This window comes from Paenibacillus graminis, from assembly GCF_000758705.1.
GTDB classification, from domain to species: domain Bacteria; phylum Bacillota; class Bacilli; order Paenibacillales; family Paenibacillaceae; genus Paenibacillus_AQ; species Paenibacillus_AQ graminis.
Genome location: NZ_CP009287.1, coordinates 946,349 through 970,562, shown reverse-complemented (window position 1 = coordinate 970,562; position 24,214 = coordinate 946,349). Strand labels below are relative to the sequence as shown.

21 protein-coding genes are annotated in these 24,214 nt (G+C 51.4%); 5 read left to right on the top strand and 16 right to left on the bottom strand.

From position 1 onward, the window contains the following. Window positions 1-29 precede the first annotated feature (29 nt). Window positions 30-1,055 (bottom strand): glycoside hydrolase family 88/105 protein, encoded by a 1,026-nt coding sequence (locus tag PGRAT_RS04130; protein ID WP_025703764.1) that lies wholly within the window; start codon window positions 1,053-1,055, stop codon window positions 30-32. 194 nt (window positions 1,056-1,249) lie between these two features. Here PGRAT_RS04130 and PGRAT_RS04125 point away from each other — a divergent pair, with 194 nt between their 5' ends. Further along, entirely contained in the window at window positions 1,250-2,191 is a 942-nt protein-coding gene (locus PGRAT_RS04125; RefSeq protein WP_025703763.1) for an AraC family transcriptional regulator, read from the top strand. A gap of 521 nt (window positions 2,192-2,712) precedes the next feature. Here PGRAT_RS04125 and PGRAT_RS33850 read toward each other — a convergent pair. From PGRAT_RS33850 to PGRAT_RS04085, 8 genes are all read right to left on the bottom strand, one after another. After that, window positions 2,713-3,603 (bottom strand): hypothetical protein, encoded by an 891-nt coding sequence (locus tag PGRAT_RS33850; RefSeq protein ID WP_042266078.1) that lies wholly within the window; start codon window positions 3,601-3,603, stop codon window positions 2,713-2,715. Between the two features lie 65 nt (window positions 3,604-3,668). After that, on the bottom strand, window positions 3,669-4,577 hold the full coding sequence (locus PGRAT_RS04115; RefSeq protein ID WP_025708842.1) for a glycoside hydrolase family 43 protein: 909 nt from the start codon (window positions 4,575-4,577) through the stop codon (window positions 3,669-3,671). A 13-nt stretch (window positions 4,578-4,590) separates the two neighbouring features. Continuing rightward, window positions 4,591-5,361, bottom strand: a complete 771-nt coding sequence (locus PGRAT_RS04110) for a carbohydrate ABC transporter permease (protein ID WP_155990552.1) — start codon at window positions 5,359-5,361, stop codon at window positions 4,591-4,593. 56 nt (window positions 5,362-5,417) lie between these two features. Beyond that, entirely contained in the window at window positions 5,418-6,305 is an 888-nt protein-coding gene (locus tag PGRAT_RS04105; protein ID WP_036707068.1) for a carbohydrate ABC transporter permease, read from the bottom strand. 13 nt (window positions 6,306-6,318) lie between these two features. Next, on the bottom strand, window positions 6,319-7,722 hold the full coding sequence (locus PGRAT_RS04100; RefSeq protein WP_051424801.1) for an ABC transporter substrate-binding protein: 1,404 nt from the start codon (window positions 7,720-7,722) through the stop codon (window positions 6,319-6,321). A gap of 126 nt (window positions 7,723-7,848) precedes the next feature. Then, a complete protein-coding gene (locus PGRAT_RS04095) occupies window positions 7,849-9,615 on the bottom strand; it encodes a sensor histidine kinase (protein ID WP_025708847.1) in 1,767 nt (588 codons plus the stop codon). Beyond that, window positions 9,612-11,207, bottom strand: coding sequence for a response regulator (locus PGRAT_RS04090; RefSeq protein WP_025708848.1), 1,596 nt, complete (start codon window positions 11,205-11,207; stop codon window positions 9,612-9,614). The genes PGRAT_RS04095 and PGRAT_RS04090 overlap by 4 nt, the downstream gene beginning before the upstream one ends. Before the next feature lie 180 nt (window positions 11,208-11,387). Further along, on the bottom strand, window positions 11,388-11,756 hold the full coding sequence (locus PGRAT_RS04085; protein ID WP_025708850.1) for a winged helix-turn-helix transcriptional regulator: 369 nt from the start codon (window positions 11,754-11,756) through the stop codon (window positions 11,388-11,390). 224 nt (window positions 11,757-11,980) lie between these two features. On the opposite strand from PGRAT_RS04085, the gene PGRAT_RS04080 reads away from it, so the two are divergent. Continuing rightward, entirely contained in the window at window positions 11,981-12,514 is a 534-nt protein-coding gene (locus PGRAT_RS04080; protein ID WP_025708851.1) for an NAD(P)H-dependent oxidoreductase, read from the top strand. 100 nt (window positions 12,515-12,614) lie between these two features. Here PGRAT_RS04080 and PGRAT_RS04075 read toward each other — a convergent pair whose 3' ends face one another. The 6 genes from PGRAT_RS04075 to PGRAT_RS04050 all read right to left on the bottom strand — a co-directional run bounded on the left by PGRAT_RS04075 (window position 12,615) and on the right by PGRAT_RS04050 (window position 20,541). Next, window positions 12,615-13,781, bottom strand: a complete 1,167-nt coding sequence (locus PGRAT_RS04075) for a DUF4317 domain-containing protein (RefSeq protein WP_025708852.1) — start codon at window positions 13,779-13,781, stop codon at window positions 12,615-12,617. 141 nt (window positions 13,782-13,922) lie between these two features. Beyond that, complete coding sequence (locus PGRAT_RS04070; protein ID WP_025708853.1) at window positions 13,923-14,657, bottom strand: hypothetical protein; 735 nt, start codon at window positions 14,655-14,657, stop codon at window positions 13,923-13,925. Between the two features lie 155 nt (window positions 14,658-14,812). Then, complete coding sequence (locus PGRAT_RS04065; protein WP_025708854.1) at window positions 14,813-16,144, bottom strand: metal-dependent hydrolase family protein; 1,332 nt, start codon at window positions 16,142-16,144, stop codon at window positions 14,813-14,815. Window positions 16,145-16,311: 167 nt separating this feature from the next. Then, window positions 16,312-16,920: a TetR/AcrR family transcriptional regulator gene (locus tag PGRAT_RS04060; protein ID WP_025708856.1), complete on the bottom strand. Its 609-nt coding sequence runs from the start codon at window positions 16,918-16,920 to the stop codon at window positions 16,312-16,314. Between the two features lie 271 nt (window positions 16,921-17,191). Continuing rightward, window positions 17,192-19,201 (bottom strand): serine hydrolase domain-containing protein, encoded by a 2,010-nt coding sequence (locus PGRAT_RS04055; protein ID WP_025708858.1) that lies wholly within the window; start codon window positions 19,199-19,201, stop codon window positions 17,192-17,194. Window positions 19,202-19,809: 608 nt separating this feature from the next. Next, complete coding sequence (locus tag PGRAT_RS04050; protein WP_025708859.1) at window positions 19,810-20,541, bottom strand: CPBP family intramembrane glutamic endopeptidase; 732 nt, start codon at window positions 20,539-20,541, stop codon at window positions 19,810-19,812. Between the two features lie 82 nt (window positions 20,542-20,623). On the opposite strand from PGRAT_RS04050, the gene PGRAT_RS32980 reads away from it, so the two are divergent. After that, window positions 20,624-20,764 carry a hypothetical protein gene (locus PGRAT_RS32980; RefSeq protein ID WP_155990551.1) on the top strand — a complete coding sequence of 47 codons (141 nt, stop codon included), beginning with the start codon at window positions 20,624-20,626 and terminating at the stop codon, window positions 20,762-20,764. Between the two features lie 57 nt (window positions 20,765-20,821). Here the strand turns inward: PGRAT_RS32980 and PGRAT_RS04045 are convergent, their stop codons facing one another. Beyond that, window positions 20,822-21,133, bottom strand: a complete 312-nt coding sequence (locus PGRAT_RS04045) for a YbjQ family protein (RefSeq protein ID WP_025708861.1) — start codon at window positions 21,131-21,133, stop codon at window positions 20,822-20,824. 381 nt (window positions 21,134-21,514) lie between these two features. On the opposite strand from PGRAT_RS04045, the gene PGRAT_RS04040 reads away from it, so the two are divergent. Both PGRAT_RS04040 and PGRAT_RS04035 read left to right on the top strand, forming a co-directional pair. Next, window positions 21,515-22,249, top strand: a complete 735-nt coding sequence (locus PGRAT_RS04040) for a response regulator transcription factor (RefSeq protein WP_025708862.1) — start codon at window positions 21,515-21,517, stop codon at window positions 22,247-22,249. Next, window positions 22,246-23,985, top strand: coding sequence for a sensor histidine kinase (locus PGRAT_RS04035; protein ID WP_025708864.1), 1,740 nt, complete (start codon window positions 22,246-22,248; stop codon window positions 23,983-23,985). The genes PGRAT_RS04040 and PGRAT_RS04035 overlap by 4 nt, the downstream gene beginning before the upstream one ends. The last annotated feature ends 229 nt before the right edge of the window (window positions 23,986-24,214 follow it).

Genomic DNA, 24,214 nt, shown 5'->3' with positions numbered 1-24,214 from the left:
CCTTAGTATTACTTAATCTATGACTTACTCTATTCATTCTTAAGCATGTCGGACAGAAAAGCCAGTGCCAGACCCTGGCCCCAGCCCTGAATCCAGTCTCTGGGGATATTGCGGTACCCTTCCCGGTCCTTCATCACGGCTGTGCCGCCCGATACACCAAGTACCCGCCCGTCTTCGCTGATATTTTGCAGGATGCCTTTCAGCGCCTTTTGCACATATTTGGTATGCAGCGGATTGCCGTTGTTGATCATAGCCGCCGCAATCCCGCAGGAGGCAGATACTTCCTCATAGGATTCCTCGTCATTCACCACCGTCCGCCACAAGCCGTTCTCCGTCTGAACAAGCTTCAGTGCCGCCAGCTGATCCCGGAGTGAACACTCCACATCCATACACTGCGGGTACAAATACCAGTCCTTCAAAAGCGGTTTGACCTGCGACATCGTATAGGCGCCCCAGGCATTCGCCCTCCCCCAGAATAATCCGGACATATGATCCTGCTGCACATGATTGTAACCATGGAACCAGAATCCGCTGCCAGGGTCCTGCAGGTATTTGATATGCCAGTAATACTGATTGAGGGCATCCTGGATTATGTCCTGATCGTTGAGTTTGCTTCCTGCGCGGAGCAGAAAAAATGCCGCCATAAACAACGTATCCGCCCAAGCCTGCTCCGGAAAATCATTGGACACAGACACCGTATGCTGCAGCACATTGTCCCCGAACCTGAGCGCATCATTCCGGAGATAATCCACCTTGCTCATCACAATATCCCAATATTTCTGGTTCCCTGTTTCTTCATATAATGTGATCAGCATGTGGCCCATGGCACAAGTGTTGACCGTCCAGTCCGGCAGGCCCAGTTCGGTATATTCATCCGCCCACTGGACAAGCCTATCCAGATACTCTTTATTCCCTGTGGTCTGGTAGGCCCTGGACACCCCATAATAAGCCACCCCGCAAGGCCATTCCCAGGTTAAATCCATCGCCAGTGTTTTTCTGGTAACTCTGTCGATAACGCTTAGGATTTCTTCCCTGTCAACCTTCAATTGAAGCATCTAAATTCTCCTCCCGGATACACACGCCCCCCAAAGGCGCTTGAGAGCCGTCCGCAAGCCTGTAAACGCTTTATGTATTCTATTGTAAGCAGTATAATGGTCTACATCTAAGCACATTCACAGCAAAACTGCGCAATTTCAATCATTTATTCATAATTACTAAATTAACGCCATGAGAGCAGGAGTACCCGGATATGCCCAGAAAAAAGAAGCCGGTAATTGAATACCGCCACTATAGCTTGCCCATCGATTTTCCCGTCTTGCTGTTAAGCGGGGAACGCTGGAAGATTTCCGATACCCGAAGCGAACATCTCCATTTCCATAACCATTTGGAGATTGGCATCTGCTATTCCGACAGCGGCATCATGGAGTTCCAAGGAGAACCGGTACCTTTTACAGCCGGTGACGTAACCTTTATCCCCAGGTATCTCCCCCATACGACATACAGTTCACCGGATACCGCCAGCCTGTGGTCCTATCTCTTTTTTTCGCCGGAGGAGCTCTTTCAGCATTCCTTCAAAAGCGTGTTCAGCAGCTTCGAGCCGGATTTGTGGGCGGTGACGGGAAAGAACTGTATATTGAACAAGGAGCAGTATCCCAAGGTGTATACCCTTGCCACGTCGGTCGTAGAGGAACTGAAGCAGCAGAAGCCCTACTACCAGGAAAACGCCTACGGCTTATTGTTATCCCTTTATATAGAGCTCCTTAGAATTCATTCCACGAATGAAATGCTGGCAGAACACGAGGCAGAGCATAGTCTGAGGGGTGATTTTGTCATTTCTCCGGCGCTCGAGTATATTACGAAAAACTACATGACCTCCATCACCATCGATTCCCTAGCCGGGCTATGCCACTTAAGCACAACCCATTTCCGCAGAAAATTCCATGAAATCATGGGTGCCGCCCCCCTGGAATTCCTGAGCAGAACCCGAATCGAACAGGCCTGCAAACAGTTAAAAAGCACCGATGATTCCATTCTTTCGATCTCCGGGCAAGTCGGCTTTCACTCCATCTCCAGCTTCAACCGCTGCTTCTCCAGGCTTATGGGAGAGTCCCCCAAACAATGGCGGAAAGGCGCACAAGCTGAAGCGCAACCGGCGAAGGCGTCGATATTGGAGTTTACGGGGTGGGTGTGAAGGGGGCCGCCGCCTTATCGGCTAACCTTGCGGGGATGAGTTCGTCTTTGGTCAATTTGAGCGGATCAGATCCTCGTGTGATTACAGCGCAAGTGGAAACGGCTACGCCGTCCTTGTAAAGGACGGGGTGTTTCAGCGAGAAATAGGAGGATGATATATAGCGTGAAACATATAGATTTCTTATATTTGAACAAAACAGCTACGCCGTCCTTGACTAGATAATGTAGCCGTTTGGAGTTCAGTTTAGCGTTGCCTGGAGAACCCCTTTACGAATCCTTCGGCAACTCCAAGTGGAAAAAGGGTAACTAATTTGCTCGTACACCCTATTCTCCACAGGTGAAGTGGAAAAAGGTTAACTAATTCAGCTCTTTTCGCTCCTGACGAGGGAATATGGCCCAATTAAGTTCCCTTTTTCCACCTTCAATCTCACAATTGTTGATTTTTGGGAAAAATAAGTTCCCTTTTTCCAACTAGCGTTTGTGAAGAAGCCAGTGAGTACACGCTAGTTGGAATTAGGACATCTAGGCCGACTGGTTCCCCAACTTTATAGTTTCCAAGATAAGGGCAACCGGCCTGCCGCGCTCCAACAACGGCGTTATTGCCGTTGTTTCCAGCCCTGCCGGCCTGTGGCGCTCCAACAACGGCATTATTGCCGTTGTTTCCAGCCCTGCCGGCCCGCGGCGCTCCAACAACGGCATTTCTGCCGTTGTTTCCAGGCCGACCGGCCTGCCGCGGTCCAACAACGGCATTATTGCCGTTGTTTCCAGCCCTGCCGGCCCGCCGCGCTCCAACAACGGCATTTCTGACGTTGTTTCCAGGCCTGCCGGCCCGCGGCGCTCCAACAACGGCATTTCTGACGTTGTTTCCAGGCCAACCGGCCTGCGGCGCTTCAACAACGGCATTTCTGACGTTGTTTCCAGGCCGACCGGCCTGCCGCGCTCCCACAACGGCATTATTGCCGTTGTTTCCTGGCCATCCGGCCTGCCGCGCTCCAACAACGGCGTTATTGCCGTTGTTTCCAGCCCTGCCGGCCTGTGGCGCTCCAACAACGGCATTATTGCCGTTGTTTCCAGCCCTGCCGGCCCGCCGCGCTCCAACAACGGCATTATTGCCGTTGTTTCCAGCCCTGCCGGCCCGCCGCGCTCCAACAACGGCATTTCTGACGTTGTTTCTGGCCTGCCGGGCCTGTGGCGCTCCAACAACGGCATTATTGCCGTTGTTTCCAGGCCTGCCGGCCCGCGGCGCTCCAACAACGGCATTATTGCCGTTGTTTCCAGGCCAACCGGCCTCCGGCGCTCCAACAACGGCATTTCTGACGTTGTTTCCAGGCCTGCCGGCCCGCGGCGCTCCAACAACGGCGTTTCTGCCGTTGTTTCTGGCCCTACCGGCCTGCCGCGCTCCAACAACGGCATTTCTGCCGTTGTTTCCAGCCCTGCCGGCCCGCGGCGCTGCAGCAGTTCGCTACCAATTCGAGCGCCTACCAGCTGTCGGTCATGATTACCGGCTTAATCCTGCCGGCCTCAAATTCCATCCTGTCGATGCATAGCATGCGGTTGCCCGGCTCCTTGTCCCCGATGATTCTCCGGTGATAGACAATCAGCCATTCATCCTCATCGGGCAGATACAAATATCCGTGATGGCCGGGCCCCTCCGCCACAGGCTCCTGCCTTTCCAGAATGGTACCCTCGTTGGCGAATGGCCCCAGCGGACTGCCGCTGACGCCGTAGGCCACACGATAGGTGCCATTGGTCCATCCGCCCATGGACCACATCAGATAATAGAGGCCGTCCTTCTTAATCATGCACGGCCCCTCCACATAGCCCGGAGGCGTAATGGAACGGACAGCCTGCCCATCGGAAAAAGGAATAAAACCGGTCATCTCCTCATTCATCCGGGCCACGTTGCAGTGTCCCCAGCCCCCGTAATACAGATAGACGGCGCCGTCATCATCCTTGAATAAATGGGCGTCGATCGGCTGGGCACCGTAAATGAAACGATCAACCAGCGGCTTGCCGAGATAGCCCCTGTATGGGCCTTCCGGGGAATCCGCAACGGCAATCTCCAGTCCGCCGGCTTCCCCGTCCTTCTGGATATCGTTGGAGGCAAACACAAGGTAATGCCTGCCCTGGTGCTCAATCTGGGTAGGCGCCCACACCGCTCTCCAGATCCAGGGAAAATCCTTCATCCCAATAATGCTGTCGTGTTTGTTCCAATGGATCAGGTCCACAGAACTGAAAGCATCCAGATTCATCTGCTGCGTATATTCCGTATAAGACCTGGTGGCATAAATCCAGTGCCTGCCCTCATAGGTTCTTGCCTCCGGGTCCGCATACCACCCGGGTATAACAGGGTTTGTTATCCCTTTCAGCAGACGCTCTTCTTTCAACGGACATCCTCCTTTATCCTTTTAATCCCGTTAAGGTTATGCCTTCCAGAAAGTAGCGCTGGCCGGCCAGAAACACAATGACACAAGGCAGGACAACCGTGGCCGAAGCCGCCATCAGCAGATCCCACTGTGCAGTGTAGGAACCCTGAAACATTTGCAGGCCCAGGGCAAGGGTGAAGAGGCTGTCGCTCTTCAAATAAATCAGCGGTCCCATGAAATCGTTCCAGGAGGCCAGGAAGCTGAATAAAGCGACTACGATCACCGCAGAACGGCTTAAGGGGAAGATGATGCGTGTATAGATTTGCCAATAACTGGCCCCGTCCACAAAGGCCGCCTCATCAAAATCACGCGGAATCGTCAAATAGAACTGCCGCAGCAGGAAAATATTGAAGATTCCTCCGCCGAAGTAAGCGGGAATAATCAGCGGATACAACGTATCATAGAAGCCCAGCGCCTGCCAGCCGAGAAAGCTCGGTATCATCGTTACCGCCGCCGGCAGCATCATGCTGGTCATCAGAATGGCGAATACCGTATCCCTGCCCTTCCACTGAATCCGGGAAAATCCAAAGGCTCCAATCGTGCTCGTAATGACAGTCCCCGCAAGCACCGTGACCACAATAATAAGCGTATTCTTGAAGAAGGTGTCAAACGGCAGCGCCGTAAGCGCCCTCTGAAAGTTGCTCCATTGAAACGGGGCGGGAATCCATTCCGGAGGCATGGTGAAAATCTGCGATAAATTCATCAGTGAGCTGCGGATCAGCCATACAAACGGAATGATGAACATTCCCGAGATGAATACAAGCGCTCCGTAGCCTGCGGCAAGCGACAGCTTCGATTGCTTCAAGAACGTTCCCCTCCTTCGTAATATACCCAGGACTTCGAGGTTCTGAAGACGATAAAGGTAAAGAACAGGATGATCACAAATAAAATCCACGCCAGCGCGGACGCATAACCCATATCGGCATCCCGGAAGCCTGTTCTCCACAGATAAAATACGTAGAAGAGGCTTTTGTTGTTCGGTCCGCCTTGCGTCAAAATATAGGCTTCGTTGAAGACCTGGAAGGAGCCGATAATAGTCATGATCGTATTGAAAAAGATCGTGGGGGTCACCATCGGAATCGTCACGTGGCGCAGCCTGTGGAGCCAGCCGCCTCCGTCGACCTCAATCGCTTCATAATATTGCCGGGGGATGCCGGAAAGCCCCGCGAGAAAAATAATCACCGTGCTTCCGATACCCCACAATGTGGTGAGAACGACCGACGGGATGACGCTTTCTTCCGAATACAGCCAGCCGCTGGTCGGCAGATGCAGCCGGCTTAACAGCGAATTAATCAGACCGAGATCAGGATTGAGCAGCCACATCCAGATCATGGCCGAGGCCACAGCCGGCACGATGCTCGGGAGATAGATAATCGTGCGGAATATCGCCCTGCCCTTCACATTGAGATTCAGCAGCAGTGCGATGGCGAAGGAAAGGATGATCACGGCAGGCACACGCAGCACAACGAAATAGAAGGTTGCGCCCAGCGATTGATAGAACAGCTCATCCCCGCCGGAGAACAGCCGTATATAATGATCCAAGCCGATAAAAGAGGTCTGCTCTTTGAATACATTGTAGTCGGTCAGGCTGAGCACCAGGCTGGCGATCATGGGACCCAGCGTAAAGACGGCAAATCCGAGTATGGCGGGCGCGGTGAACAACAGCCCATAGAACATTCCCTTTCGCATACCTACCTCCAGGTTATTCCTTGATATCGCGGCGTCCCTTGATTTGCGCCTGCACTTTTGCCGCAATGGAATCCATCGCTTCCTGGGCCGATTGCTGGCCGAGCCACACCTTATCCAAGGCAGGATTGACGATATCCATAATATTATTGAAATTCTTCACATAGCCTGTCGGCGTCTGATGCCCTTTCGTCAGAATCACATCCACGATCGCCTCTTTATAGCCGGAGGGTCTTGCCTCCAGATTTTCTGTCCACTTTGCCAGCAGCGCGGGGTCCGTGTACCAATCCTTAAGCGAAGGCATCCAGGTTCCGGCTGTAATCATATCAATCGAAGCTTCCGGGTCAACAAGCGCTTTCATGAGTTCCCAGGCTTCCTGGGGATGCTCAGTAGACTTGAAGATCGAAAACATCGCGCAGACCACGGTAGTCACCGGCTCTTTCAGAACAGGCATAACTCCGACATTGAAATTGAACTTGGATTGGGCCAGTCCTGCGCTCGCCCATTGCCCGTCGACGGTCATCGCCACCTTTTTGGTCTGGAGAGCTACATTTGTAGCCGGGATATTCTTCGACTGCACGGGGGAAGGCGATACATGATACACGTTCATCAGATCTGATATTTTCTGAATGGCCTCTACAGCCTCCGGCTGGTTGAGTCCGAACGACTTTCCATCCGCCGAGATAAAGTCTCCGCCGTTGGAATAGATAAAGTTGCTGTACACTCCCCACCAGGTGGAGGCATTCACCCCGTACTGTTTGATTTTGCGGGGATCGAAACCGGGATCAGCCGCTGTTTTGCCGTTGGTGTCCACAGTCAGCTTCTTGGCGGTCTCGACGAATTCATCCCAGGTCCAGGCATCGGCTACATTCGACGGGGGAGGTGCAATTCCGGCTTCCTTAAAGATATCCTCATTGTAGAACAGACCGAAGGACTCGGGTCCCGGACCAATGCCGATTACATTTCCCGGCTCCAGAGAATAGATAATATTAGGAACCAGAGTATCGGGGCTGATATCGGAATCTTTGTCGAGAAATTCCTGGAGATTATAGAACTTCCCCTGTTCTGCCAGAGGAAAAGCGATGGTGCCGGATTCCATCATGGCGACATCCGGAACATCATTTCCGGCTACCATGGTTGTAAGCTTGGTATCATAATCAGCGGCAATATGCTGAAGCTCCACCTTGATATTGGGAAATTTGTCCTCGAATCTCTGGATGGCCTTTTTGTATGGAGCCACTTCTTCGGGCGAGCCCCAGACCGTCATCCGCAAGGTAATCTTCTCCTTGGACCCGGAATTCCCGGGAGGCGCTGAAGCATCGGAGCTTTCTGAACCGGATTTCGAGCATGCAGACAACACAGCGGCAAGCATCAGAACCAGTGCCATTACAGTGAAGATCGATTTTCTTTGTCGCAACATCTTCCGAGCCCCTCTCGATTTCAACATTCAACGGTTCATAGCTGCAGTCTATGATGGCTTTATTATAAAATAATAGATAGCGCTTACATAACCCTAATCTCTTTGGAATGGTGGATTAAGATTAGCTTATACCGGCAGTGTAATCACAACCCTCGTCCCTTGTCCCGGAGCGGAAATAATGGAAACGCCGTATGGCGTGCCATAAGTGATCTGAATGCGGTCAATAGTATTCTTAATACCCACGGAAGAGGATTTCTGGTACACAATCGCATGAACCGTCTCCTGGCTCATGCCGCATCCGTTATCGGCTACCTCGTAAAACCGGGTTCCCTGCATCATCCAGCCGCGAATGGTGATAATGCCGCCCGATTCCGTCTGGTTGAAGCCGTGCAGAATCGCATTCTCTACAAATGGCTGGAACAAAAGCCTTGGCACATCATATTCATAGAGCTGCGGATCGATATCATACTCTACCATGAACTTGTCCTCGAAACGGATCGACATGATATAGAAATAGTTATCCATCCAGTTCATTTCTTCAGACAGATGGACCGCATCCCAGGTCTTTCTGGAGGTGTAGTGCAGCATGTTGGATAAGCAGACCAGCATTCTGCTCAGCTCCTGCTGATCGTTCTCTATCGCCGTCCAGTTCATTACATTCAGGGTATTGTATAGAAAATGCGGATGCATCTGCATCGTAAGCGCCTGAATTTCGGCTTCCTTTTCCTTCAGCTTAATCTCGTAATTCTCCGTGACCAGCAGATGAATGCGGTCATTCATCCGGTTGAAGCGCTTGGTCAAGATGCCGAACTCATCGTTGGCCACAACCTCCACCCGGGTCTGAAAATCCCCCTCGCCCACCGACCTCATCGCGCTTAACAGCCTCTTGATCGGCTTGGTGATTTTGCCGGCGATAAAGAAAGCGAGAATAAAGGCCGCAATGCCGAGCACAACCGCCAGTACGGTAATGGAAGTCCGGATTACGGGCACAAAGCTGCTCAGCAGCCCCGCTTCCGGAATCCAGACCACGGACATCCATCCGGTAACCTCCGAGCGGTCAAAACAGACAATGACCGCTTCCCCGTCCAGAGTCATCCGCCGGGCCCCGCTTCCCTCCAGCTTCAGCTTATCGAGCCATGCCTCCTTATAAGTATGCGCTACAGCCCCCGGCTCACTGCTGGCCACGACCTTATCGTACGGATCAAGCACCATATAACGCGAGCTTCCCGAAATGCTGTCCGCGTACAAGGATTTCAGCACCTCGGATTTGAAGCTGATGGCAAGTACAGGCCGCTCCACCCGGGCATCCATCTTTTCCAGCCTCGTATTGCCCAGATACGTGAAATCAAGCACGCGTGTAGCGGAGAACAGATAACGGAACTCCAGATTTCCGCTCTGGAGATAGGGCTGATGGAACATGGATACGAAATCGTAGGTTGGAACCCATACCAATTTCCCTCCCGCCTGCCGCGCCATATGATAGATATCCGATTGCGTCGGGTCGCCTTGGGGCAGGGTTTGTCCGAAGGTGAAGTAAGAGGTCCACAGCTGATAGGCATAAATATCCTGATTCTGTGAAAAGTATTTGCCGAGTATTGCCGTGACCTGCCGGTCCGCTTCAAAAAGCCCCGCTTCGTTGGCGGGGTCCAGCTGGTTGAAAATGCGGAATAAATCCTTATCCAGAAATAAGGACATGCTGTTCTGGTCCACGATCCGCAGCTTGGTATCCATGACCTCATTGTTCTTTTTGACAATCTCATACACATTCCGCTGCGCCTGCTCCGTGATAATCCGCAGGCTGGTCCGATAGAACACGGTCCCCAGGACGAGAAGGGGGATGGCGATCAGAAATATATAACTGGCCAGCAGCCGGTACCGGAAGGTCATCTTCATGCCTCCCGTTTCCTTTGCGAGAGTACATGCTTATAGGTTTTGGGCGACATGCTGTGATATTTTTTGAATACGCGGCAGAAATATTTGGGGTCCTGAAATCCGCACTCTACAGAGATCTCGTATATTCTAAGCTTATCCTCCGCAAGCAGCTCCTTGGCCCGCTTCATCCGGACTGCCGTTACATGCTCAGAGAAGGTCCGTCCCGTCCTGCTCTTGAACAGCGTACTGAAGTAGGAAGGGTTGAAATGGAAGTAATCCGCAGCGCGTTCAAGCGTCACCTCTTCCTTCGTATGTTCCTGTATCCAGCTTAGACATTCAGTGATGACGATCTCCCCTCTATCCTGTCTGGACAAGCTCAGCGCAAGCTGTACCTCCCGGAGAGCCTTTTCCAGCCGGGCCATTAATTCCTGATACGAACTGCACGAACGGATAAGCATTGTGGCGGTATCCGCGAGCATCTGCCCGGCCTTCCTGTCCAGAATATCCTGGTTGTCACTCCGGATCTGGAGCAGCATAAGCGACGCCTTCTCCTTCAGAAGCAGCGGAGCGGCATGCCCGCCGTCTGCGAGCTGTGTAAATATTCCGCTGCATACGCGCAGAACAAGAGCGGCATCGTCCCCCTTCAAGGCTTCGTACAGCCTGCCCCAATCCGGACTTGGCGCCATGGGAGAGGAAGAGATTTCATCTGAAAAAACCAGCCCGCTCCAGCAACTATAAAAATTATAGCTGTAAGCCATTCTGGCTAAGAGATAAGCCTGCGGCGCGTCTGCAAGCAGGGAAGGGGATTCCGGCCCGATCCCATGGGCAAGGCGTCCCGTATGCGCCCAACCGGACGCCAGGCCGGCGGCGAAGGTACGCGCCTCTTCCCGCTTCTCTCCGTCAAGCCGCCTCAGGCCAACCAAGGTAACGGCTGCCTGGCGTCCATCCTCCAGCGTTCCGCTTAACGGAACCGTGAGCGTCTCCCCCCATTGAGACCAGACCTGCTCAAGCCTGCTTACGAGCTGGTCACTGTCCTGCTGTTGAGCGCCTTCCCGGAAGCATTCCAGCTCCGAATACACCACAACCCCGCTCTCCTGCAGCCATTCATAACGGTTCAGCTCCTCCAGCTCCGGCACTGTCGCACTTCCGTTCAGCCAGGCCAGGATTAGGCGGTTGCGGTAGGCACAGGAAGACAGCTGAAGGCGGCGCTCCAGCGCCTCCGCTTCGCGGCGCTGCTTCCGTTCCGCATTGAGCTGAACGTCGATGCGGCTCAATAGATCCTCTATTTTCTGGACGTCCACCGGCTTCAGCAGGTAATCATAAGCGCCGTGACGGACCGCCGTCTGCGCATATTCGAACAGATTGTAAGCGGATACCATTACAACTTTGGCTTTAATGCCCTCTTGTTTGAGCCGCTCCAGAAACTCCAGTCCATCCATGCCAGGCATACGGATATCCGTCAATATCGCCTCCGGGCGATGCGATTTCGCCAGTTCCATGGCCGCCAAGCCATCCTTTGCCACGGCAACCTGGTCTTCCGGCCGAAGGCGGTGAATCAGGTTAACCATTCCCCGCAGATGCCTGGGCTCATCATCCACGATCAATATTCTCACTATGCTCAGCCCCCTGACTCTTATTGCAGTTCATAACAGCCGTCCCGCAAGAGCTTTTCATCAGGATAAGCCGCCCCGCGGTATGAATCAGCCGGTTCTTGCTCTAATTATAAAATCCCTTGCCGCTTCTTCATAGTGCATTCCTATTGGATAGGTGGACTGTGATTGGGAGAGAGATAACTACTCAAAATCCCCCATGGACTCATCCTCCAGCAAGACGATATCTTCTCCTTGGCATTGTCTCCTTTTGATATTCTCTTTCCCCCAAGTACACATCACGTCAACAATCTTATTGGCGGTAACCCCATATTCCGTGAGGCTGTATTCGACTTTTGGCGGCATCTGCTGGTATACATGTCTTCTGACGAGCCCATCCTCCTCAAGCTCCCGGAGCTGCTGGATCAGAACCTTTTGTGAAATGCCGTGAATGTGGCGCTGTAATTCGCTTGTTCGTTTTGCACCGGAGATCAATAAGCAGATGATCAGCGCTTTCCACTTTCCGCCGATGATTTCAAGTGTTGCCTCGATCCCCAGATGATATTGTTTCATAGAATAACCCCTCGTTCCTTCCGATCTTCTACAGCCGGGCCAAAAGCTCATTGTTGCATATATTTTTTCCCGGGTCCAGTACATACCTTGAGGTAACTATCTTACTTTATTGTGTGTATTTTCTTTTGATTAGGCCTGCTAGATAATAATGATATTCGCAAAAATGAGGCAATGCACTTTGAAGATACACTCTTAATTATGGGCCTGAGAAGGGAGATTTCATCATGAACACACTGGTCATTCTGGCACACCCGAGCCTTGAGGCTTCAAGGGTCAACCAGCGCTGGAGAGAAGAACTGCGGCAATATCCAAAGGATATTACCGTTCATGAGCTATACAAAGCGTATCCTGACGGGAACATTGATGTTCCCCGGGAGCAAAATCTATTAGAAGCCTATCCCCATGTCATCCTGCAATTCCCGTTGTATTGGTACAGTTATCCGCCGCTTCTGAAAAAGTGGTTCGACGAGGTTTGGACTTACGGATGGGCTTATGGATCAACAGGTGACAAGCTGAACGGAAAAAGAATTGGACTTGCCATGTCCATCGGGGATAAACAAGAAAATTATCTGCCGGAGGGCTCTGTTTCTTTTACCGTGGACGAAGTGATTGCGCCTTTCAAAGCCAGTGCAAGACATGTGGGCGCCGTGGCACTCCCCTATTTTGCTGTCTTCGGAGCTTCCTTTCAAGCCAGTGATGAAGAAATTAATCATAGCGCAAAAGAGTATATCCGCTATATTTTGAAGTACCAACAGTAATGATCCTATTCCGTATCCGCTGCTCTGTTCCTCTTAAATACAAATATGGCTATCCCGAGTCTTGATCAAAGACTTAAGGATAGCCCTTCCTCCAGCAGAATTATAACGTCTCAGTACTGAGCGTAAATCCTTCAATCACGACTTCCTCGTCCACCTCGATCATGAGGCAGCGTTTTCCTTGATAATTCACCTGCTTCACATACCTTAGATCCTGCGGGCTGACCGAAATCGTGGCTACCTTCGTCTCGATCTTAATCGATTTGGTCGTATATTTCGGGATAACGCTGCTTGCCTTCATTTCGTAGTACTTATCGTCGATGACCGTTTCGAACGCCCGCTCCACCTTTTCCGCTGTCACGTTCTCTACACCGCTTGCCGCCAGGACGCGTTCCACATCTTTGTAATCCAGCTTAGGAGGTTCTTCCTCCCCTTCGCCGCCTTCGATGACCTGCTGGATTTCCTCATATACCTGGGCGAGGGTGGTTGTATCGAGCTGTTCGCCCGCCAATTCCTTCACGATCTCTTCAAAAAAGCTTCTCTCTTCCAAAGCGGTTACCGATCTCTCGGCATTTAGGACTTGCTCGATGAACTGCGGATCCGGATAATTCGATTTGCCCGTACAATACAGAATGCGGTTCACATCCGAATAGTTGTCCGTCACACTCGGATAAAAGAAGCCCTGCTCCGGCGAGCTCAGCTTGATGATCGGATCGACAATGATATTGTACTTGAATTCCCGCTCTACATAGTCGAACATGAGGTTTTTGCGCTGCTGTTCCGTGGAATTTACGCTGCACAGAATGAACGGATGCGCGAACATCTCGTCCTTCCCGCTCTCTTCGGCTTCTTCATTCCTGGCCTTAGTCGGCCGGTAATACTGCCCGCGGACAAAGGTGACCACCATATCCTTTTCATACTTGGCATCTACCAGCATCTTGTCCACGAGCATCATCATCAGGTCCTGCCATTCTTCAGGATCCCCTGTCACCAGACCTTGGTGAAGCATGACCCGCGCCGGCTCCTCCGCTTCCTCCTGAAACTTCAGCTCGAACAGCTTATGGTCCAGCTCGCCGGTGAGCAGTTTTTTGAAATTGCCCATATACAGCTCCTGCTTCTCTCGGTCCACAAGACCAAACGGCAGGCGCTCCCAATGATAGATTTCGTTAGTTTCCTTCATAATGTACACATTCAGAATGTCGTAGATGTTCATCAAATCATGGTCCAGCTTAAATTGCTTGCGTATGTGCGCGACTTCTTTTTTATTCATAACGGGTTCGGCAGCTCCTTAGATGTGTAATGGCTCTATTTAGTATAAATGATCAGGACGAAATTTGTTAACTGTATTGCAGCAAGCTAAAAAACCCGCAGGCGGATCGTCACAGGTAGTCAGCGGGAGGATCAAGCTCCCCTATAACTTCTCAACATACTGCTTCGCCTCGCCCAGAGATAAATCCGTATGCTGGCGGACGAGCTTAATGGCCGGAATGAGCTTCCCGTCTTTCTTGAGCTGGCGGACCGATGCCTGAATGTCTTCAGGGGGAGTTTGCCGGACAATGCCTGCTTCCCCTCTGCGTTTCATCTCAGCGGCTGCTTTCTGCTCTTGTTCTTCCGTCAGAGGCTCGTATACAGTCTGGATTAACGGCAGTCTGTGCTTCGGCAGCATGCCAATGACGCCTCCAAGAAGGGTTCCGGTAATAGAGTAGAGGGCCAAATACTGGAAAAAGCGGTATAAATACAGCCATGCCGTACTAAGCTTCAGAACCTCCCCGCTCTGCTTCAGAATGGTTAAATGATCCGTAATGGCATATTCACCGGGCGCATAATTATTGACATCCTGCGTGACCTGCAATTCCCCGACAGGCGAAACGATCCATTCGAGCGGTTTGTTAAAAACAGGGTTGCCTGCCGTATCGATCATCATGCTGAACAAGGTGAATACGGCAATGACATAGACCATATTATGCTTCCACGTAAAACGTTTCGCAAGCACCACAATACTAAAAACCAGCAGCAATGTAAGGCCCCTTATGTAACCGTTATGTAGATAAGCTTGTAAAACCGCCGGCACAACCCATCCAAACAGCAGCACCATAGTGGCTGCAAACAGAAAGACAAACAATAGAACCTTGGCATTTTTTTTCATATAACAGTATCCTCTCTTCCGCTCTAATACATTTTTACCCAAATAACCAGAACTTGTTGCGGTAAAATATGGGGAGGAGAGCTGTAGCGTTGCTCAAATCCAAATAGACCTGCTTTTCCCTTGTTTGCCCCCTCGTCTATAAATTCGCCAAGGCCTCACTCCTGAATGGTCCACACCAAATCAAGCAGCTCGTCCACTGCCTGAATTCGGGTCACCGATGGCGTCTGTATAAGGTTTCCTCTGACCATAACCATAGCTGTGTCCGCCAAAGCTTGTATGTTATCCAGCGGGTTCTGCTCCAGCACGATTAAATCCGCCTGCTTGCCGATATCAATGCTCCCCGTCAGGTGATCGATCCCCAGAATTTCCGCATTAGATTTCGTCACCTGCTCAATGATCCGGCGCGGGTTCAGCTTCGTTTGTCTCATGAAATGGTCCAGCTCCCGCCACAGATCATAATGGGTGACATAGGGCATCGCGGCATCCGTACCAACGCCAATCTGGATACCATGCTCTACGGCCTGCCGCACCCCTTTCAGCATGGAGTCATACACCCGCCGGGAATTTTCCTTAACCGTCTCACTTACCTTCGTCAGGCTCAGGTCCAATTTGGCACTGGGATATGCCGCCTGCAACGTTGGAATCAAAGCAGTGTAGCCTTTTAATGCCCTGGGATTATTCTGGTACAGGTTGATAATCTCCTCATCCATCTCCGCGCCGTGTTCAATGGTATCGACCCCGCCCTTTAGCGCGATTCTCACCCCTTCGGTGCTTTCCACATGGGCCGCTACACGTATGCCGATTTTATGGGCTTCTTCACAAATAGCGGCGACTTCTTCCTCCGTCATTTGCAGGCGGCCCGCTTCCCCGACTGTTCTGGCATCGGTAACCCCGCCGGTCACACAGATTTTGATGAGGTCTACTCCATTTTTCACGTTGATTCTTACATTTCTTCTCGCTTCCCATGGTGAATCGCCAACCAAAGCCAAATAAGGTGCACCATGCCCGCCCGTTACGCTCAGAAAATAACCGGACACCAGCAGATTAGGCCCGACAAACTGATTCGCCTTAATTTCATCCCTCAACTGCACATCGGTATACAAGAACTCCCCTACGCTGCGCATAGTGGTTACCCCGGAATGCAGGGCGGTCAGGGCATTTCGCTTCATCCGTTTCTTCAGCACGCTCCGGCCCAGCCTCGTATCCAACAGATGATGAAACGCAAAATCCAGCAGCCCTTCGCTGGCTGACAGCGTAAACGGCTTACCGTCGGCAAAAAGATGGACATGCGCATTAATCAGCCCGGGCATCACATATTTCCCTTCTACATCGATTGCTTGATAATGTCCCGGAACAGCCACATCACTGGCCTTCCCGATCTCCTGAATCAGCCCATCCTGAATCAGTATCGTCATATGGGTATCTACGCCTCTTCCTGCTTCTCCATAAATCACATTGCAGTTCTTAAATGCGTAACCTGTCTTCACCGTTTCTTCCTCCTCCGCATAATCACACTATTCAATATTGAATTACAAATTCATTATTAGCCCAAAAAAATAGGGACTCTCGCAGATGCAACTTGTGCATATCCGCTGGATCGCCCCTCTATTGCAACGCTGCGCCCCAGCTCCAGTCCGATTTACGCCTAACGGCGTTACTCATTTATCCCTGTTAGTCCATGCAGCCAGTATAAACGCATGGCCTCAAAAATCCGTCTCCGGCTATCGGCGCCCATCTCCCGCTTCAATAAATCCAGAATCATATTGATGACATTGCCCGCGATAATGCTCAGCAGAATCATATTTTCCTCGGTGCCGATTTCATATCTTTTATAATGATCCTTTATATAAGGCTTTTTGGTTTCGATCATCAGCTCAATCAGCTCGTTTTTGGCATTGCTGTAGACCGTTCCTTTATTCTTTTCGAAAATAATGACGATCTGCATGCTGTACTGGGTTAACAGGTTCATTTGCTCCTGGACGATGGCCGATTGCTTGTCATTACTCCCCCGGTCAAAAAAAGTCTGGTTATCCAGACGGATGCTCTCCACCAGCACATTCTTCAAATACTCCACCAATGACGGCGGAACCACGGCATAGAATAATTCCTGTTTATTTTTAAAATAAGTATAAATATTCCCGACCGAAATCTGGATTTCATCGGCAATATCGTTCATCTTGGCATCCGCAAAGCCTTTGCGGAAAAACACCTTCAAAGCAGCGGATTCGATATCCCTCTTCACTTCGTCTTTCTTCGCTTGCATGGCGGGCGCTCCTTAATAATGAATGAGTTATTCGTTATTAGAGTAATGCAGAAATAGGGATTTGTCAAACGTCAGGAATCTCGCCTCAATACTATCGCCTTATCAGAATAAATGTATAAAAACCCTTCACTAGAAGGGTTTTCGATGTTACTTCTCTGCAATTCTGCTCCGCACCAAAAGCGTTAAGCACTCCACATGCCTGCGGCTGCGTTATTCCTCATACCGTTGAAATTCCTATTCGAAGGCTGCCGGATACCCAGGCACCGCAATTTCATTTCACGGACAGCCGATTGCAAAACAGGCTCAGCAATGCGGCAGCTTCCTGCCGTAAAAGGGGTTCGGTTGACCGGTAGTCCAAGGCTCCGGCGGAATTGAGTGCAATCTCCGGCCCGTACATGCCGTTATTCACTATATACTTCACGGCCTCCACGGCCCAAGGCGCCGTGTCCCCCGCAAGCTTGATCCCGGATGACTGGGTCATATTCACTCCGGCGATCATCGCCGCCCGCCACATCAAGACAGCGGCCTCCTGCCGAGTAATATCCGCAGTGACAGCAAAGCTCTGTTCCGGTCCGCACCCCTGCACAAGGCCCAGCTCGATGGCTTTCTGCACATAGCCCAAATATTTTTTCTCTTGGGGATCACTCGTTAACGGCGTGCTTTGGGATGGGGCTACCCCCGTCAAATGCATAAGCCCCGAAATAAACTCTGCCCGGGTCATTTCCTGGTCCGGATGAAAAGCGTTCTCCCCATCCGAAGCCAATACACCGAGCTGACCGGCTTCATGAATCCATGACGCATAAGGATGCTCATTCCCCACATCCGTATATCCATGGGGTTCAGGAGCTTTTTTTGCCCAGCTATCCATCTTATTGTAAAAGGCATATGGGGTACCGTTGGAATTGACCTTGAAGGCCGCCTTATTCCCAAGCTCATCTTCAAACAACAAGGGAGCTATTTCCCGGAGGATATGCGACCCATAAGGGTCCTTGATTGTCAACTTGCCATCATCCGTAGCGGAAACCTGAAGAATCCAGAATGGAAGCCGCAGATCCTGATAGATACCGGTCAGCTGGCCCAGCTCCGCCTGGGATGTGTCTGTAGTGGAAGCGGTTGTTGGTGACCCGGGATAATAATGATCCATAAAAGCTTTGAAGAACTCCTCCCGCAAATCCGGGCCGTCACTGTTAAAAATAACAAAACCGCCTACCTTCTGTTCCGGCATAAGCCACATCCAGGAGTGATACCCCGGCAAATCCCCGCCCTTACCAATGACCCGCTGGCCGTTGTAGCTATTCTGATAAAAGGATTCAAAACCATAGCCCGTGCCAGGGACCTGCGGATGAATCTGATGGTGAATCTGCTGCATATCCAGAACCGAATCCCTGCTCAGAATCCTAGCCCCTGCGAGCTGTCCGCCATTCAACTGCGCAATCATAAACTGGGCCATGTCCCTTCCGGTTGAAAACATGCCGCCATCCGGTGACTCGGCGGGCCTGGACGGATATTCGGGGATCGGGTCTTTTTGGGCTGTATAGGGTACAGCCAGATTCTTCCGCAGCCCGGGCGTCAGCTTAAAACTGCTGCTCCCCATGCCAAGCGGCTTGAAAATATGCTCCTGCACATATTGGGTAAACGGAACACCCGCCAACCGCTCCACGATATACCCCTGCAAATTAAAGGCATAGTTATCGTACCGGTAAGCTTCACCGGGCTCCCGGACAATGGTGGGTACATTTTCCTTAATGAACTGCTTGTTGGGAATCTCTTGTGCTGAGCCGCCGGCGCTATCCGTATAATCAAATCCGGAGGTATGGGTCAACAGATGCTCCATAGTGAGCGTTTTATTGGTTTTGTTGACAATGTTCAAGTCTCCCAGATAAGTCTGGAGATCAGCATGTAAATCAATAGTCCCCTGTTCAGCCAGCTGCATGACCGCTGTTGCGGTGAATAATTTGGAAATGGAAGCTACACGGAAAACAGTCTTTTCCGGATCAATGGGCTGCTTACTGCTGAGATCAGCGTAGCCATAGCCTTTTTCAAGCAAAACCTGATCATTCTTGACTAGAACAACGGCTGCCCCTGCAAGCTGCTTCCTAATTTGCGGCTGATTGAAGAATTGGTCGGCAAAAGCTTCCGCTTCCTTCGCTCCCATTACCCCGGTGGTTTGTGGTTTAAGGGCGGATGCAGATGCCATCGGCTGCGGGACAAACGAAGCTATGAGCAAACTGCTGAATACGGGTAAAAGAACCTTCCGACATACGATTGTGCGAATATGCATTACACTGCCTCCTGTTTTGAATGCCTGGATGAATGTGCCGAACCGACAGCAAAATACCCGCTAATCTGGTTAATCCCACTCCTTTCATGTATTGCGGGCTGATCCGGGACCTCCCCAACCTAACAGAAGCCTTGTCATAAAGCCGAGTGACAACCCGTCATAACTTCACAGGACAAAAAAACGCCTCAGAGAGAGTCTCTGAAGCGGGGTTGCTTGTTAAATATTTTCAGAACATGTCTTTGTCCGAGAGAACTGAAGGGGCAGAAAAGGCCATTTGCAAGCTCCACGCCATCCTTAAGTCCTTGTAGATATAGGCGTTCATAAAGAACGGCTTGCTTCAATTGAAGCTTATCCTACCAATCCTCAAACTCTGGCTTACGTGCAATGTCCATGGAGACAAACAACGCCTGAAAAGCCTTGCTCTCTTCTTCAAAAGCACTCTCAAGCTCAGATTGATGCTCAATCTGACTCCCTTGAACGGCGGTATATGGCGGGCCACGCCCGACGATGATGAGCACTATGCTAAAACGCTACGATCATAGACAGCCACGGTCGCGCGCAGCTGACCGAGCTGTTTGTCTCTGCCACGGTGTCTCATGAAATTAGATCTATAGCGTAGAATAGTAGAGAAGATTGAGGCCGTTATACACGATATGCACCACGACCCCGGGCCAGATGGAACCCGTCTTACGGAACAGTATACCATTCAGGATACCGACCATGAATGCGTCGAACAGGATGACGTTGAACCCATGGACGACGGCGAAGATCGCAGCGCTGCCGACCACGCCAGCCCATGCTCCGTAACGGTTCAGCGCATTGGCAATAACGCCACGGAATACAAACTCCTCGCCGAGCGGCGTGAGGATGGCGCCAGTGATAATCAGAACCAAGAGTGAGAGCGCGCCGCCTTGCGCCGCCGTCTGGAAGTCCGCTTGGTTGTTCGGTTCGGTAATGAAGTGAAAATACACCCCCTCTATAATGAAGCATCCGCCGAACGCGGCAACACCGAGGGCGGCCCCCACAAGCAGCCATTTCCGTTCGGGTACCCGGAAACCGAAAGCGCGCAGATCGCGAACCCGCAGGGCGTAGGCTGCGAACAAGGCGGCGAGGCCAACGAGACCATTGCCTACACCCCCGATGTTAATTCGTAAGATGGCTTGCTCGTCAGGGATTTGCGACATCCAAAGACCGAGCATAACAATGCCGATCAGATAGAGAGCCAGTGCAGTTAGGATCTCAGGCCAGCCAGGCCGGGCTTGGGGCATAGTGGACTTGGAAGGGCTAATTACCTCCATGCGTTCCTTTTCAGTTTCAGACAATTTTTGAACATTTTTCACGGGTATACACCTCCTTGCATCGTTATGCGTAGATAACGACCTATTTAGTATATAAGTTGAACTAAAGGAATTCATTTCCACATTGTCGAATAAAGAACTTCAACCTACGCTAGAGATTTCAGAGATTATCGGCAGAACGGAACGAACGGTCTATAAATATTTGCGACTGACGAAGGAACAGCAAGAACAACTGAAGCAGACCATCGTATCACCTATACGCTAGCTGCGGTGGATGAAGTCAAGCAACGTGTCATCCAGACAACAGGCAAACATCGTGGTGTTAAACGATCACAGCCGTCCCGCTTACGGCGACCATCAGCATGCCATCGCGAATGACTTCATAATCAATGTCGACTCCGACAATCATATTAGCTCCCATCCCTGAAGCTTTCTGAGTCATCTCAGCAAATGCCGTATCTCTTGCTTCCTGAAGCTTGCCTTCGTAAGCGCCCGAGCGCCCCCCTACGAGGTCGGTAATCGAAGCCTTAAAGTCTCTGAATACGTTGGCTCCTATAATGACTTCACCGGTGGCAATGCCCAGATACTGCCTTATCGGGGAACCTTCAATAGTTGATGTAGTGGTTATAATCATAAATTATCCTCCTCAATTGGCCTGGCTATATGGTAATATTTTTGTTGCTGTTTTCCGCTTCAGGCCCCAACCGGCCTCTTTCGGATGAGCTCCCAAACGGGTTTGTCCAAAGGCGGCTTGACCCCGGTAGACTTGCTATTGACCGCTGGCTGGTTCGACGAAGCCGAGGCGGAGAACGAATGAATACAACAAGAGCGGCGGTGACTAGGGACGATCTTCTCATAAACCAATCCTTTGTATGTTCGAATAGCTTTCTCACCCCTATCCTACCAGCCCCAATGAAACAGAACCTAAACGGATAGACAAACATCAGCTTAATTTCGCTCCCGCCGTTTAGGTTCTGTTAAAGTGATTATGCTACTATGGAAACGGGTGAAAACAATGACAAGTCTATCCGATTTTAAAATCGCAATCGTCGACGACGAGCATTCGATTGTCACGATGCTGCAAATGGTGCTTCGCAGGGAAGGGTTTCATCAGCTGTACGTGGCTTCCACCTGTGCAGAAGCTCTCGATTTAGCGAAGCGTGAAGCCCCCCATATCCTCCTGCTCGACATCATGCTCCCCGACGGCAGCGGCCTGGAGCTCTGCTCCAAGCTCCGCAAATACGGGAATCCGCATATTTTGTTTCTGACGGCCAAGGCTTCCGATCTCGATGTCCTGCGAGGCTTCGCTATGGGCGGGGACGATTATATCACGAAGCCCTTCAATCCTCTGGAGGTGGCCGCAAGAATTCAGGCACGCATACGCCGACTGGAGTCAGAAACCTCGACGTCCAGTCCGGCGACACGGCCCGATCCGGGGATTTATCGGTTTGGCCGCTTCACCGTCAACGAGATGGAGGGCGAACTAATCGTGGAGGGACAGCCCGTTCCTTGCCCCGCGCAGGTGTTCCAGCTGCTGCTGCACTTCTGTAAGTTTCCCGGCATCGTATTTTCCAAAACACAGCTCTACGACAAGGTTTGGGGGATTAACGGACAGGGCGATGATTCGACGGTAATGGTGCATATCCGGCGCATCCGAGAGCGGATCGAGACCGACCCCGGTAATCCGAAGCTGCTGCTTACCGTACGCGGGCTTGGCTACAAGCTGGTGAAGGAGCCGCAGGAGCGATGAAGATCGAACAGCGCATGGCCTTTCACTTCACGTATCAATTGATTTTTTATGCCCTGCTTATGGTTGCTATTACTCTGGTTGCCTGCATCTTGTTTTTCCAGAACATGACGAGTAATGAGATACGCCGGAACTTTCCGGTTGGCGTCCTGCAACAGATCGCTCAAGAAGCTCATTACAAGGACGGGAAGATTCAGATCTCCCCCGAGTGGGACAAGCTCATCGAGGAAAAAGGCATGTGGCTGCAGGTTGTCAGTGCCGAAGGAGAGGTGATCTACGCCGTCAATACAACTCCGCATCATACGCTGCCGGCCTCCTACTCCATCGCTCAACTGCTCGATATCCAAGAGACACGGACGTTTGGGACGTATGCCGTATACACTCAGCTTAATTTTGCTTTCCAAGACCCGCTTCTGTATATGCTGGGCTATCCTAGTCCTGACCTTGACCAGCTCGTTGCCTGGTTTGATGCCTACGGGCAGCATGGAATCGTGCGTAGCGAAGCGGTCTCCCACTTGGACCGGCGGCTGCGCAAAACCGGCAGCTATCTGCAGGTGATCGACCCCGAGAGCCATATCGTACAAGGCATCGGCGATGGAGCATATGTGCAGAAGGCGTATCGACAGCTGGATATCCTGGCCATCCAGCAATCGCCCAGCAACTATGACACGAATATTGTCGCCCATCGGGACAAGCTGAGCGGAATGACGTGGATTCTCTATACACCCCATGCAGCGGGAGCCCCTCTGAAGCATCCTGTGATGGAAAAGGCAACGCGTGGACTCGTCCGGATTACAGTTCTGATTCTGCTCTTGGCGCTGCCGATCTCCATCTGGCATGGCTACCGCTACGGTCAGCCGCTGATTCTGTTTGCAGGCTGGTTCGAACGTATGGGCCGGGGACAGTACGACCAGGTACTGACCGCCAAGGACATGCGCAAGGTATTCCGCCGCAACGGCATGATGCGCATCCGCTACAGGCTCTATAAGGAAGTGATTGAATCCTTCTATCAGATGACTCATCAATTGGCTCAGATCGAGAAGGAACGCGAGAGGCTGGAAAAGGCGCAAGCAGAGTGGATGTCAGGGATTTCCCACGATCTGCGCACGCCACTGGCCACAATTCAAGGTTATGGGTATATGCTGGAGAGCTTGCCTGAGCAATGGAGCCAAGAGGAGATGCGCATCATGGGCTCGACGATCCGGGAAAAGGGGGATTATATGCTGGAGCTGATCTCCGACTTCTCATTGATTCATCAGCTCAAGCAGGGCGATTCGATCATGAAGTTTCGGGAGATCGACTTGGTTGAGCTGGTGCGCTGCTCCGTACTGAAGTACGTCAACGACGCCATGATGTCTGAGTATCGGTTTCACTACATTGGGGAGGATTGTCCCTTGCTGATACAGGCCGATGAAACCTGGCTGCTGCGGTTGATGGACAATTTGCTGTCCAACGCCGTGAAGCACAACTCGCCTGGCGTGATCGTCAACGTCTATGTCGGCAGGATGAACGACAAGGCATGCATACGAGTAATCGATAATGGCAAAGGGATGGACGAGGAAACGCTGCATCATTTGTTCAATCGCTACTACCGGGGAACGAATTCCGATGAATCGACGGAAGGATCCGGGCTCGGGATGAGCATTGCCAAAACCATAGTGGAAGCGCATAGCGGCGAAATCCAGGTAAAATCCAAAGTGTGGCAAGGCACGATAATTGAGATCTTATTGCCCAACTGAGCAAAATCAGGACACCGCTCTTTCTCATCTCTAGGGGGAGACTGATCCGTAAGCATAATTGTAAGCGGCCCCCCACCCATAAGCACGAAAAATCTCAAAAAAACTACAGTCTCCAGTATGTACTCCCAACATTGAACACGATTCCACATGTGTTGAGCATACAGTGTAAACTTGCTGTACAAGTCACCAAAATCCCGCATGCTAAGTACAGGTTTCTGTTCACAGAAAA